The sequence below is a fragment of the Bacillus cereus group sp. MG16 genome (assembly GCF_040459875.1).
Lineage (GTDB): Bacteria > Bacillota > Bacilli > Bacillales > Bacillaceae_G > Bacillus_A > Bacillus_A paranthracis.
On record NZ_JARVHE010000001.1, the window covers coordinates 3,054,395 to 3,066,634 of the forward strand.

Here is a 12,240-nt window from a genome sequence, read left to right on the forward strand (position 1 = left end):
TTGCGCTAATATTAGAACCATTTTCTCTATTACTAATCTTCGTTTTTTGTAATTAATCTTCTTTATACTATGAAACAAATGTATGAAAGTTAATTTACTGTATTTTTTGTGATTATTCTATATTAACGAAAACAATTTATCTCTCATTTCTTTTATATTTCAATTCAAAAATACTATCTTTACACTCTATATAAGATTCAGTAACAATTTTATCAGTGGAAGCCTCGTTTATCGTCCGCAATAACTCTACAAAATAACGTTAATGCATACGAAAAAGACATTTTCTATTAATGAAAATGTCTTCTCACAATTTAATAAAACAGTTTTGGTGTTAAATCTGTATTTTGTAATTGTGCACTTTCACTGCTCGGAACACAGCTTGTGGAGAATAATATTGGGATACCACAAACATCATCGTTCATTACATCATGAAATACATTTGCAGCAACACCAGTAAATGTTTGACATAAATTTGAAATATCATCATTAAAAAATTGAATTACTTGTGCAGCAAAAACAGGAAAGACAACATTTGCCCCACCAGGGAGTTGAGGCTGTACAACAACTTGTTCGAAATAAGGATTATTTTCTAGCGCCACTTGAAATAAATGGGCAATTTCAAATGCATCTAGTGGACATGGCAGTGGATTTACAATGTCATTTTCATTATTAGTTACAATAACTGTTACACTTACATTCCCAAATTCTACAAAAGATTTTAGGAGCGTTGCTAACGCTCTCGCTTTTTCATCACTTAACGCGTGCACTAAAATAATATAATTCCCGCCAACTGGAATTAGCGGACCAACTGTAACTGTTGGATCAGCACCAATTGAATTTTTTAACTCATTGAAATATGTGATCCATGGTGGTGAAAGCTGAGGTTGAGCTTGTACATTTTCTTGCAATCTTTCATTACCTCCTAATACAATTCTTACTACTATAATATGTAGCAAGAAAAAAAGCGTATTAGATAAATTACTTATTTTTTACTTTTACCTATTATACTGATTATACATTGTATAGAACATTCTCAGTTTTTACTGTATTTTCCACATTTTCACCATGCCATAGAACTCCATATCATTATCAACTCAACTAAAATTTCATATTATATTAGTACGTCTTTATAATATGAACGAAAAAACGCAGTATACAATACTGCATCATAGGAGCTGATTTCATGGAGAAAAAACCTATTGTTTTCAAAGTCCCACCAAATTCAAAATTAAAAGTTACATTTTTCGGTCCTTGTAACGAGGTCATTACAAATGTTTCTATAATTAATCAACTTTCCACACCTAAATGTCAAACTATTACACAATATCCAAACTATACGAAATATGAAACTGAAGTACGATCATTATCCAGTTGTTAATCTATTCTATACAAAATCCTTACAATTTGGTTAAATACACAACTTTATAAATAGACTAAAATTACTCATTTCATGATATTCCATTGATAATTTATTGATTTTTTACACGTTTTTATTAGCCGAGCATATATTATCGTATGGAGATTATCCACTCATAAAACCTATCTTTCTTTAGAGCGTACTTTTTATGTATGCTCTTTTTTTATTTATCCCTTATTCTGTACATATAAATCTGATCACTTTTATATTTCACGTCGGGTAAATCGACCTGCCCTTTATAAATAATCTAGTCAAGGTGTCCCCCATAATACTTCTTTATTTATTAGACATTCACTACTCTATTAAATTCGTGTATCCATTCAAGCACCATTCATCTAATATATTTTCCTTCTAAATTCACCAAAGGTGTATTAAAATTCTTTATATACTCAAGGAGGTCAAATATGTTCAAGTTGCATCCCATACTACTCATCTTAGGATTTATTTTATTTTTATATAGTGTACTTGCCTTCATGTTATTCCTTTCCATACAATAGTAATACCTGCACAAACCGATGTTAAATATGTAATTTCTATATAGTAATGAAAAAGCCTTTAATTATACGGACATAAATTAAGATGTCTTTTTATACCATTAGGCAACTAGCAAATGTAACGCCAAAGAACTTTTACAACCTAGTTACTTACTCTTTTTATTACCTGCAGAAGATCTAATACTTAAAATAAGATAGCCCTTTCAACATCAAAACTGTAAAAAATAATTTTTAAAATTTACCTTTCATCATTACATCTTTAGCATGTGAAATTTTCATGAAACAAACTATATTTAATCGATTCACTTGTATATTTTAAATAAACAATAATAATCCCCCACCATTCGGTACAGGGGATTAACTAGACCTACTGAAAAGTATTTTATTCTCTTCGTTATTTAATTGGAGAAGGGAATCTTGCTGCTTCAAAATGTGAGCCGTCTTCCGAAGTACTTAAAACTCCGTCTATGCTACTTTGTGCATAAACCTCAACTTGATCCCCTTCATGCAATTGAATAATTGTCGAAACACTTACTACATTTCCAAAACCTATTGGACCAAAAAAGTCATTATCTATAGCTATTGCTGCATTGCCATTCACACGAATTTCTACCCGTGCTCTATAATTTAAACTTGGATCGTTAGGAAAGAAACCAATCGTTCCAATAAAAGAATATACTCCTTTAGTCTTCGGTATAAAAATAGATGTTTCTGGATTATACTCATTCGCTAAATCAAATTGTTCATTTTGGAACAATACTTTTACAAAAGTATTAGCAGGAACAGGTTGATTCACCGTATTTCTAGCTCTAAATGCTGATGCCCTAACAAGACTATCCTTGTTATCATTACACTTACTATTGTTCTTACAACCGTTATGCTGTTTCTTTTTATATTCTTTACAATACTTACAGTAGTAATAGCAAGACATACTCGTTCCCCTTTCATGCTTATTACTCCATATTATGTAAAAGAGATTCACAATGTTTGGACGAACTATTGTTCCCCCCTATACTTGTCGCCTATTTATATACACGTAAGCGGAAGACATTTCAATAACACAACAACCTAGTAGTATAGTAATCTCTATTCAAATTTGATAAATCCCTTTCCTTTCTATTTTACTTTTTATGGTCCAAAGCTTATCATCCAACCTAACATAAATCCAAATATAGAAAACAGTAGCATAAAAACAAATAAACTACATGCCCACAATGCATATTTTCGACTTTTTCTTTTTGTGATCATGCCTATGACTGAACATAACAATCCAACGCCAACTATTTCCCGAAAACCTTCGCCTATAAATGTTTCTTGACTAAGCAATGTAATGTTCAAATACAATAACGCTAGAAAGGCAATAATTAATGAAATAGTCCCCATCCATGTTTCTTTTTTATAACTATGACTCTTTCTTTTTTTTAAGAATGCCAATTCCATAATCTCGCTTCACCTACTTTCAAGTTTCTAACTTTTTCATGGCTCATCAATTTTTCAACTTCCCCTTTAGGTCCAGTTACAACTGCCCCGTATGTTTTTACCCCATTTTTTTCAAGGAAAGAAATACGCTTTGACAACTCTAATGTTTTCGCTCTAGATAGCTTCATCGCTAAATCTTCATGCTTTTGTAATGACTTTAACACATCAATAAATTGTTCCTCATGAGGTGAATCACTCACAAAAGCACCACTTGGTCTTGAAATCATATCTGCTGGAAAACCAATCGGAGCAACATACATACCCTCGTCATTCGTTTGCTTCTCCTCTAACCCTGTATTAACGGCATACCAGACGATATCAATAGTGGGAAACATATTCGTTACCTCTTGTACACTCAACAATTCTCTAAAAGATATAAATGCTTCTACAACAGATTCTTGCGGAAGACCCTTTAATACTTGCGCTTCTTCACTACTATTATAGGATGAATTATAATTATTAGGATGAGACAATACCTCGTTTTCTATATATGGGACTTCCGGAATTTTTTCATCTGTTGTATATTTACGGCTAACTTTCGTTGCTCTACTAAATATATAATCTGTTTTCTCTTCCCCTATTCGAATATCTTTCTTCCCTACCCTTTTATACAAATCAAAATGCAATTGTAAACTAAGCGGTAACAATGTTTGCTCCATGTCCCTATCTTTCAAAAATACATTTGGTTCTGTTACACTTAATGTTTGATTTACTACATTCCGTATCTCCATTGCGTTTGTAGGTGCAAATACATAGTATGCGAGAGTAAATATATATAATATAGGTTGAATAAGTAATAAAAAAGTAAATACAATTAAAACATTCGTAATACGCGCTCTTTTTTTCCCTATTTTCATCACTTGCTCCTGTTTTCCATTAGAAAGTGCATCTGGCCTTTGATGAAGAGCTTCTTGTAACAATTCTTTATAATCATCTTGTTCAGAATGAGGTTTATCATTTGTCATTTTGACTCTTTTCCTCCTTTAACAATTCTTTTAATCTCTTTCTCCCGCGAAATATGTGACTTTTATACGTGTTTAACTTTAAATCTAATACAGAAGCACCCTCTTCGTACGTTAATTGATGTACGTCACATAATAAAATAGCTTGCGCCTCTACCACTGGTAAAGTATGAATAATCTGAATTAATTTTTTATAACTATTTTTTGCGACTACATACTCTTCTGTAGATTCACCTGCTTGAATTGTTTCTAATTCCTCCGTTCCTACAAAAGCTACTTTTTTCTCTTTCCTAACAAAATCAATAAAGGTATGATATGCCACTTTAAAAAGCCATGATTTCACCTTTTGGTTTTCATAGTCTTCTAGATAAAGAAACGCCCGATAAAAAGTCTCCTGCATCAAGTCCTCCGCTACATGATGGCTACGAGAAAGGGAAAATAAATACCGGTACACATCGTTTATATAAACTTTATATATTTCTTCAATCTCCATCCCCCTCCTCCTTTCATATATAACACGAATAAACAAATTAAAAAGTTGCATTATTTTTCCTTTTTATTCATAAAAAACATTTATACATTTCAATAACTATTTACAATTATAAACAAAACATAAGATGTTATGGCTATAAATATACTTCAAAATGGGGAAAAACGGTCCGGATGTTCTCCTGCTCTTGTAAATTGATAGTCATAGGACAATCTTCCTGTACGATATAACCACAGATAGGATTTCGTTGCTACCTCTCGTCCTGGTTCGCGTTAGTAAATGTTCATGTATCTTTTCATATAGTGCCACTATCCATGATTTGTCATGATAAGATAATTCTCATTCTTTCTTCGATCGACGATATTTTCTTACCAAAAAACAACTTGTAGAGTATGTACAAAGATTATCTCATCAGCTATTTACAAATTGTAGATGGAACTATTTGACGCTTACATATACACTCACCCCCCTCAATTATTTCCGCTATTTGCGGATACCTCAAAATTCGGCATCTGTGATAAAGGTAGGTGGGAGCTGGGTTTCCCGTATATATCCAATTGGTAATGGTTAGGTTAATAATCGGTTTGGGATACCTGCTCCTATTCATAAAATTTTCAGCTTATAGATTGAAGACAGTTCCATATGGAATCGTAAGAAAAGAACTTCCATACGGTGTGATTTGATGCACTGGATAAAAATACTCCATAGATGAATAATACGGCTGGATACCTTGTTGTTGCATTTGCATTTGTTGTTGCATTTGTAACGCTTGTTGAACAGCTTGAACTGTACTTTGTGCTCCGCTAAACGTTATTGATGTACCATATGCTGGTCGCATACCCGCTTGAGAATAAAAATACGAATAAAACATTTTTTTCAGCTCACTTTCATATAAGTTATTACAAATTATGTTATGATTCTTTATTTCAGTGGGTGCTGAAAGTTAGTCTATTAGCTTTGATTAGGTTTAAAAATTTCTATTCTCTCTTACACTTTCATATTTCATTTACAAAGTTTATCTCCTAATACTAATTTAATTTTCGTAGGGGCATTTCATTTACAAGTTTTCGATAATTATTTTACAAACTAAAAAGGTAAAAAATTCACTATTTCTAATTCCATTCGATTACCTTCAAAACTATACAAATGAATTTTTAAGATTATTAAAGGTAAATTATCTATCTATACATCCTCCACAAAATAAAAGCACCCTAAACGGATGCTTTATTTTTCACTACTATAATTTCTTAGCAATAATTCAATTGTCCACGAATTTCACCATTAGGATGTTGTACTGTATGAACATTAATATAAATGTTTCCAGATATGATTTCATTTACAAGAGTAGCTAATGTTTGACCCGCTAACGGCCCAACCAAATCTTCTTGAGTAATTATTCCCGTAAGCGTTGCACACTCTATTGAAACCGGATTTGTTATAGGTCCAAATAAAAAAGCTACAACAGGACCATTAGTTCCTTTTGCTCCAATATGCAGATGGGCAACTACTACATCCTCTATATCAAATAAATCCAACTTAAATTTTAGGCTAAGCTCGTCCTGGCTTAATTTAAAGAAAGCCTCCCCTCGAGCGTCTGTTTCTACTGGTGGAACTTCATTTCTACCACGTAGCTTTGCAAAAAACATATCTATCACTCCTATGCTTTTATATACTACTAATATATTCATACCCTTTGTATAAGGTGATAAAGAAGCAGTTGTTAGACCAATAAAAATTCATTTTATATAATAGATTAATTAATGAATTTTATAAAATTCATTAATTTAACTATAACGTTATTTAAATTCAATTCATATATTGTAGTAGATTACTAGAAGGGAGGTGTAAATATGGAAAGTTGTGTTTTGTTCGTTAATGGACAACCTCTTTTAGTGGTATCAGTTGCTGGAATCGAAATTGCTAGATTAGAACTTTCTCTTCAAGTAGCATTGACTTTAATAGCATTAGGAATTCCAATCTGTGCATAAAAGTTAGGCATTTATAAAAAGAGGGCTTAAGCCCTCTTTTTTATTTTTACCTTTCCTTCACAACAAAAAAAGACGCCATTAAAATCACGGCATCACGTACAATAATTGCGATTTGTTTTATCATTACTTCACTAGCAACCCTAATTCATGTAGAATTTCTGAGAACGAATAGCCATATGCAAAACCTATAATACGAATCCCTGGGGTCCATCTATGTTCTAAATTTTCATTGTATGTTTTCTTATAATACTTTAATTCAGAATCTATATTATATTTGTCGTTAATAATTACTTCCTCACTATGAAATCCATCTATTTCAATCTGAACAGCTACGTACTCTGCTCCCTCAATTAAGGCTTTAATATAACACTTTTCTAATTCCTCTAATGTCATCCCCATTATTAACCTCCTATCATAATGGGCGTTTTGTTCGATAAAAAAGAACATCTGGATCAGTAAATACGAAGATATACAAAAGGTAATCTCATTGAGTATTCAATAGTTTATAAGCTGTTTGCTTGTCCCACAACATATTATATGATTTTTATATAAAAATAGTTCATCCAAAAAAGTAAAAATTACCATTTATTATTTTAAAAGATAGTTACAATCTTATTTTTTAAGCTAGTCTATCAATCGCTCCCTTGTGTTAAAAGAAGCAACTAATTATATTTATGAGTTTAAAAACAGTCACAAATTATCTATATCACACTCTAACCTTATTTTCCTAACCTCCTATACCATCACCTTCTAAAATTCCTTTCCACAATAAAAAAGCAGCTGTTACGCTACTTTACATTCATTTTATCCCCAAGAGAAATGATAAATATATTCCCCCGTTACACTTTGATTAATCCCAGTAATTCTAGCAAATCTCATTAAGTCTGCCCCTTGAAGAAAATACATCGCAAGCATTACTGGTACTTGCGACCACATAAATTGATAAAAATCCTCGACTCTTTCGTTTGTTGAAACAATTAAATCATTTACAGGCCCTTGATTCCATACAGAAGTACTAACTAAACGAAACGGAAGATCTTTCCCATTAACTACTATTCTTGCCATGCTTTGAGTTATGTTCACATCAATTCCCTCCATCATTACAAAAATCGGACCTGTGTATTTACTCCTATGGTTATAAATATTCTTGACTTTCATAAATGACTAAGGCAAACCTCTATTTTTCACTTCTATTCAAATGAATTTATTACAGTAAAAAACAAATGAAATTTTAGTATTACTCTCCCTCAACTTCCGTATTATTTAGATCATTTATACCCTTGTTCGCTTTTACAATCTGGTATGCAAAATTACATATCTTATTATCTCAATATCACTTTATTAACTACAATTTGATAGAAATTCATTTGTATCACCTGATAAATCAGCGTTTGTAATTTAATTCCTTATTTAAAATTCCACTCTTTTATTTTTAAACACTATATTCGAATAATTATATTGGAATTTCTTGTTGTATACACATCTATCTTTTTCATGTATTATATACGAGAAGAGTAAGGTAAGAGTTACTCTTTGCCATTTTAGGAAAGGTCCTGTTGGAAACAACAGGACCTTTTTTCGTATTAGTAAAAGCAATCTTGATTTACTCATTTAACCCACTCATTACTTCCCCAAATATAGTTTCAACCATTTTTGCTTTAAGCTCTCTGACCTGAAATGCTATACGTTCTCTTCTAAGTAATCGACTACTCGTACTATGCGTGCTTCTCTTTACATACCTAACTTTCCGTACAGCTTGTTTCCCTTTAAAGTATTTCACATAATACAAACAAAAGAACCGTTCTTGTTCCGTCAATTCTTCATCATCTAGCATCTCGTTCACCTCCTTAAAAATGCAGGATTTCCCTTTCCACTATCGAATTAATAATGTTCGGAAAGGGGGTGTAACATGGCGGAAATTAAAGTGGGACTTACACAATTTTTAGACTTTACACTGAAAAGTAGTGCAGCTAAAACAAATTTTGTAAAGAATCTTAAATCTCAACCTGAATATCACCCAGTTTTTGATTACTGGAAACAATTACGAGAAACTGTTATTAAATTTCATAAAAACGAACTACCTTTTGACTGTTTTGAAACATTAGTACAAACTGTTGACCAGAAGAAAAAGCAAAACTACATTGATGTTATAAAGCAGTATAAAAAATTTATTAAAAACAAAGACGTCTCTTGGTTTGATCCAGGTAAATCACATTGGTTATCACATAATTTAATCGTCCGCTCATCACCTGAACTTGGTTTGCTCATTAATGATGAGCCACATCTTATTAAACTGTTTTTCAAAGGAAAAAAAGAGCGAATTGATAAATATAACATCAACTCAACATTAACATTATTAAACGAATCAACATTTTCGAATGAACATAACAATGTGAATTATACGGTCCTTAATATCCAAAAGAACAAAATGTATACGAATAACTCTATTAATAATGATCATGTAATAGCTCTTGAATCAGAAGCTCACCAGCTTTGTTATTTATGGAATAAGATATAAAGGGTTTAGGAATCTCTTTCTATGTCTTGTTCATGCGCAATTTAGGAACATTTTTCACAAACTACATTCATTTCGTTTAATGGAAGCTCACCTTCTTGTTTCTCACAAACAATGCAGGGTGGGCATTTTAAAAAAAATAGTTTCTTTACCCATTTCACCATCCTAGTTACCCCTTTGAAAGAATAATGTAATACTGTCTTTCTATCACATCTACATTCCCCCTGACTTCTACCGCTAAATACTTCCTAACATGTTCTTACGATTCCTTTCTCGCTCCATATCATGTTTTTCTTTCACTCTATACAGTGCCGCAATTCCCCCTTCTAGTTAGCCTTGCTTCTTTTACCTGCATTACTTTATTTAGCTGTAATTGTTGCTGGAACTCCGCTAACGCCACTTAATCTCTTCTCTCACAACACCTCATAAAAATATATGGGGAAAAGAACTTTATAGCAATGGCTATCATGAATACAATTTACCTTACTAATAAATAGTAGCCTTACAATTTCAGAAGTTTGACACAGCTCACGAAAAAGCTTATAAAGAAAAGTGAGGTTCCTAATATTCATTTCTAGATTTAAGATGCATATAAGACTAGAACATAAAAAGTAGAATCACACTGGATATCTACTCATATGTACCAGGACTTCAAGAAACTGCGGTGGATCAATTTGCTAACGAATTTTTCGAAAAGAAAGGTTCTCCCTTTCACAGCAAATACACCGACTAAATAACCAAAAATATTGATAGTGAAAAAGGAGAAACTAACATGAAAGAAATCAAATCTGAACAGGAATTCAAAGACATCATCGCAAGCGAGGAGCCAGTAGTTGTTAAGTTCTTTACTACATGGTGCCCAGATTGCGTGCGTATGGACAACTTTATCGGAGATGTGATGGAAGAGTTCAATAAGTTTGAATGGTATTCTATTAATAAAGATGAGTTCCCAAATATCGCTGAAGAGTATCAAGTAATGGGTATTCCAAGTTTACTTGTATATCAAAATGGGGAGAAGCTAGGCCACTTACATAGTGCTAACGCAAAAACTGAAGAGCAAGTTACTGAGTTTTTAGAAGCATACTAAGATGAAAACCCTCTGAAAAATATTTTCTAGAGGGTTTTTTATTTTTTCCAAATCAGCTGTCAGAAGTGTAAATATTTGTACTCCCTTCTCCTTCCCCGGTTATACATAGATCTAAATCGCTTACATACCCTAACTTTGCACTTTACAACATATTTTTCCTTCATGAAACTTTGTTATCCACTTCTTAAAAAGCTATAAAACGTCAACAATGTTTGTATAGACCCACACGACTTTCGTTTGATACTCTATTTATAGAAAGAAATTCCTTGTAGAAAGGTGAGTGATTAAAATGGATACTCTTTCTCATAAAGAAGCTGATAAAGGTGCTATTGTCAGCATTTTGGCCTACATATTTTTATCCTCTATGAAAATCATCATCAGTTATATTACCCTCTCTAGCGCGTTACGTGCTGACGGTTTAAATAACTTAACCGATATCGGTGCTTCTTTAGCGATATTAATTGGTCTAAAAATCTCTCGGAAACCTCGTGATCCGGATCATCCATATGGGCATTCGCGTGCAGAACAAATTGCATCACTTGTTGCTTCTTTTATTATGGCAACGGTCGGATTAGAAGTTGTTATTAGTGCCATTCAATCTTTTTTAAATCCGAAACAAGCAGCACCTAATGTACTTGCTGCATGGATAGCTTTATTTTCTGCTGTCGTTATGTACTGTGTGTATTTGTATACGAAAAAGATTGCAGCACGAACAAGAAGTAAATCATTAGAAGCAGCTGCAAAGGATAATTTATCAGATGCTCTCGTAAGTATTGGTACAGTAGTAGGTATTGTCGGTTCGCAGTTCCAAATGCCTATTTTAGATCCTATTGCTGCTTTAATTGTCGGTCTTATTATTTGTAAAACTGCATGGGAGATTTTCGTAGAAGCTTCTCATATGTTAACGGATGGAATCGATCCAGATAAGATGGAAGAGTACGCTGATGCGATTGAACATATTGGTGGCGTGGAAAACATCGTAGATATTCGCGCTCGTATGTACGGGAATCAAACGTACGTTGATATTACAATTGAGGTAGATGCTCGTATGGATGTTGGAGAAAGTCACTGTATTACTGACAACATCGAGGCAATGCTTCGGAAAAAGTTTGGCATTTATCATGCGCACATTCATGTTGAACCAATGGAAAAAGAACCTATTATGACATAGGTTCTTTTTTAATGAACGTTTTATGAAATATAACACATAAAACGAGCCAGCTACCGCCAGCTGCCCATCCTGCTAATATGTCAGATGGATAGTGAACGCCAAGATATATTCGGCTAACTGAAATAGATAATACAACAAAGCTCGCTATAAAAATAATCAACAATTTTTTATGCAACGTAATACGTTCTTCTGTAATCGTGACGTATGCAATAAATCCTAAAAAAGCAGTAGCATTCATCGTATGACCGCTCGGAAAACTATATCCAGTTGCAGTAACAAGCTGCGACACATCAGGTCTTGCTCGCTCGTACCATAGTTTCAGCATACTGTTTAAATAACGAGATCCATAATAATTAATTGTTAGAAGTAATGCACTAAGCAACTTTTTTCTAACGAGAAAATACATTACAAGAATAATGAGTAACGGAAAATATATTCTTTTGGAACCGATAAAAGACACCCAAGTAAAGTAGGCTGTCAAATAATCGTTTCGAAAACTTCGAATAAAATGCGCGACTATATTGTCAAATTTCTCAATACAAGCGGTATGATACGAAAGTGATAATACGACAAAACAAATGAGTAGCGTTGAACTTAACAAGTATAAATGTCGATATCGTTTCACATACATAACCTC

16 protein-coding genes and 1 pseudogene are annotated in these 12,240 nt (G+C 32.7%); 6 read left to right on the forward strand and 11 right to left on the reverse strand.

The features are described 5' to 3' along the window. Nucleotides 1–311 precede the first annotated feature (311 nt). Entirely contained in the window at nt 312–908 is a 597-nt protein-coding gene (locus QCI73_RS15760; protein WP_001157706.1) for a hypothetical protein, read from the reverse strand. Between the two features lie 275 nt (nt 909–1,183). Between QCI73_RS15760 and QCI73_RS15765 the strand changes: the two genes are divergently transcribed. Next, nucleotides 1,184–1,378, forward strand: a complete 195-nt coding sequence (locus QCI73_RS15765) for a hypothetical protein (protein ID WP_000412568.1) — start codon at nt 1,184–1,186, stop codon at nt 1,376–1,378. A gap of 927 nt (nt 1,379–2,305) precedes the next feature. Here QCI73_RS15765 and QCI73_RS15770 read toward each other — a convergent pair. The 6 genes from QCI73_RS15770 to QCI73_RS15800 form a co-directional block, all read right to left on the reverse strand. After that, nucleotides 2,306–2,842, reverse strand: a complete 537-nt coding sequence (locus QCI73_RS15770) for a C1q-like domain-containing protein (RefSeq protein ID WP_327923739.1) — start codon at nt 2,840–2,842, stop codon at nt 2,306–2,308. A 197-nt stretch (nt 2,843–3,039) separates the two neighbouring features. Continuing rightward, entirely contained in the window at nt 3,040–3,351 is a 312-nt protein-coding gene (locus QCI73_RS15775) for a hypothetical protein (RefSeq protein ID WP_262725494.1), read from the reverse strand. Next, nucleotides 3,333–4,355, reverse strand: coding sequence for an anti-sigma factor (locus QCI73_RS15780; protein WP_353823312.1), 1,023 nt, complete (start codon nt 4,353–4,355; stop codon nt 3,333–3,335). Before QCI73_RS15780 ends, QCI73_RS15775 begins: the two co-directional genes overlap by 19 nt. Then, on the reverse strand, nt 4,345–4,845 hold the full coding sequence (locus QCI73_RS15785) for a sigma-70 family RNA polymerase sigma factor (protein ID WP_353823313.1): 501 nt from the start codon (nt 4,843–4,845) through the stop codon (nt 4,345–4,347). Before QCI73_RS15785 ends, QCI73_RS15780 begins: the two co-directional genes overlap by 11 nt. A gap of 616 nt (nt 4,846–5,461) precedes the next feature. Next, complete coding sequence (locus tag QCI73_RS15795) at nt 5,462–5,713, reverse strand: DUF3947 family protein (protein ID WP_000500111.1); 252 nt, start codon at nt 5,711–5,713, stop codon at nt 5,462–5,464. Nucleotides 5,714–6,089: 376 nt separating this feature from the next. Next, entirely contained in the window at nt 6,090–6,488 is a 399-nt protein-coding gene (locus tag QCI73_RS15800; protein WP_000464534.1) for a CHRD domain-containing protein, read from the reverse strand. A gap of 204 nt (nt 6,489–6,692) precedes the next feature. On the opposite strand from QCI73_RS15800, the gene QCI73_RS15805 reads away from it, so the two are divergent. Continuing rightward, on the forward strand, nt 6,693–6,830 hold the full coding sequence (locus QCI73_RS15805; RefSeq protein ID WP_000443219.1) for a DUF3956 family protein: 138 nt from the start codon (nt 6,693–6,695) through the stop codon (nt 6,828–6,830). Nucleotides 6,831–6,953: 123 nt separating this feature from the next. Here QCI73_RS15805 and QCI73_RS15810 read toward each other — a convergent pair whose 3' ends face one another. The 3 genes from QCI73_RS15810 to QCI73_RS15820 all read right to left on the reverse strand — a co-directional run bounded on the left by QCI73_RS15810 (nt 6,954) and on the right by QCI73_RS15820 (nt 8,664). Beyond that, nucleotides 6,954–7,229 carry a hypothetical protein gene (locus QCI73_RS15810; protein WP_000525900.1) on the reverse strand — a complete coding sequence of 92 codons (276 nt, stop codon included), beginning with the start codon at nt 7,227–7,229 and terminating at the stop codon, nt 6,954–6,956. A gap of 405 nt (nt 7,230–7,634) precedes the next feature. Continuing rightward, entirely contained in the window at nt 7,635–7,988 is a 354-nt protein-coding gene (locus QCI73_RS15815) for a hypothetical protein (RefSeq protein WP_353823314.1), read from the reverse strand. Nucleotides 7,989–8,433: 445 nt separating this feature from the next. After that, the gene (locus QCI73_RS15820; RefSeq protein ID WP_000883185.1) at nt 8,434–8,664 is read right to left on the reverse strand and encodes a terminase small subunit; all 231 of its coding nucleotides are present in this window, start codon (nt 8,662–8,664) and stop codon (nt 8,434–8,436) included. A 75-nt stretch (nt 8,665–8,739) separates the two neighbouring features. Between QCI73_RS15820 and QCI73_RS15825 the strand changes: the two genes are divergently transcribed. The 4 genes and pseudogenes from QCI73_RS15825 to QCI73_RS15840 all read left to right on the forward strand — a co-directional run bounded on the left by QCI73_RS15825 (nt 8,740) and on the right by QCI73_RS15840 (nt 11,603). Further along, a complete protein-coding gene (locus QCI73_RS15825; protein ID WP_070805944.1) occupies nt 8,740–9,348 on the forward strand; it encodes a hypothetical protein in 609 nt (202 codons plus the stop codon). A gap of 506 nt (nt 9,349–9,854) precedes the next feature. After that, nucleotides 9,855–10,078, forward strand: a pseudogene (locus QCI73_RS15830) (hypothetical protein); the annotation flags it as partial. A 12-nt stretch (nt 10,079–10,090) separates the two neighbouring features. After that, entirely contained in the window at nt 10,091–10,432 is a 342-nt protein-coding gene (locus QCI73_RS15835; RefSeq protein WP_255256062.1) for a thioredoxin family protein, read from the forward strand. Nucleotides 10,433–10,721: 289 nt separating this feature from the next. Further along, complete coding sequence (locus QCI73_RS15840; protein ID WP_353823315.1) at nt 10,722–11,603, forward strand: cation diffusion facilitator family transporter; 882 nt, start codon at nt 10,722–10,724, stop codon at nt 11,601–11,603. On the opposite strand, the gene QCI73_RS15845 is transcribed toward QCI73_RS15840, so the two are convergent. Then, nucleotides 11,593–12,228 (reverse strand): phosphatase PAP2 family protein, encoded by a 636-nt coding sequence (locus QCI73_RS15845; protein ID WP_002163663.1) that lies wholly within the window; start codon nt 12,226–12,228, stop codon nt 11,593–11,595. The genes QCI73_RS15840 and QCI73_RS15845 overlap by 11 nt on opposite strands. Nucleotides 12,229–12,240: the final 12 nt, after the last annotated feature.

What these genes read in the sequence shown, in the direction of transcription:
- QCI73_RS15815 (WP_353823314.1), bottom strand. Translation starts at nt 7,988, where the DNA reads ATGAAAGTCAAGAATATTTATAACCATAGGAGTAAATACACAGGTCCG.
- QCI73_RS15795 (WP_000500111.1), bottom strand. Translation starts at nt 5,713, where the DNA reads ATGTTTTATTCGTATTTTTATTCTCAAGCGGGTATGCGACCAGCATAT.
- QCI73_RS15765 (WP_000412568.1), top strand. Translation starts at nt 1,184, where the DNA reads ATGGAGAAAAAACCTATTGTTTTCAAAGTCCCACCAAATTCAAAATTA.
- QCI73_RS15810 (WP_000525900.1), bottom strand. Translation starts at nt 7,229, where the DNA reads ATGGGGATGACATTAGAGGAATTAGAAAAGTGTTATATTAAAGCCTTA.
- QCI73_RS15785 (WP_353823313.1), bottom strand. Translation starts at nt 4,845, where the DNA reads ATGGAGATTGAAGAAATATATAAAGTTTATATAAACGATGTGTACCGG.
- QCI73_RS15770 (WP_327923739.1), bottom strand. Translation starts at nt 2,842, where the DNA reads ATGTCTTGCTATTACTACTGTAAGTATTGTAAAGAATATAAAAAGAAA.
- QCI73_RS15780 (WP_353823312.1), bottom strand. Translation starts at nt 4,355, where the DNA reads ATGACAAATGATAAACCTCATTCTGAACAAGATGATTATAAAGAATTG.
- QCI73_RS15840 (WP_353823315.1), top strand. Translation starts at nt 10,722, where the DNA reads ATGGATACTCTTTCTCATAAAGAAGCTGATAAAGGTGCTATTGTCAGC.
- QCI73_RS15800 (WP_000464534.1), bottom strand. Translation starts at nt 6,488, where the DNA reads ATGTTTTTTGCAAAGCTACGTGGTAGAAATGAAGTTCCACCAGTAGAA.
- QCI73_RS15805 (WP_000443219.1), top strand. Translation starts at nt 6,693, where the DNA reads ATGGAAAGTTGTGTTTTGTTCGTTAATGGACAACCTCTTTTAGTGGTA.
- QCI73_RS15825 (WP_070805944.1), top strand. Translation starts at nt 8,740, where the DNA reads ATGGCGGAAATTAAAGTGGGACTTACACAATTTTTAGACTTTACACTG.
- QCI73_RS15775 (WP_262725494.1), bottom strand. Translation starts at nt 3,351, where the DNA reads ATGGAATTGGCATTCTTAAAAAAAAGAAAGAGTCATAGTTATAAAAAA.
- QCI73_RS15820 (WP_000883185.1), bottom strand. Translation starts at nt 8,664, where the DNA reads ATGCTAGATGATGAAGAATTGACGGAACAAGAACGGTTCTTTTGTTTG.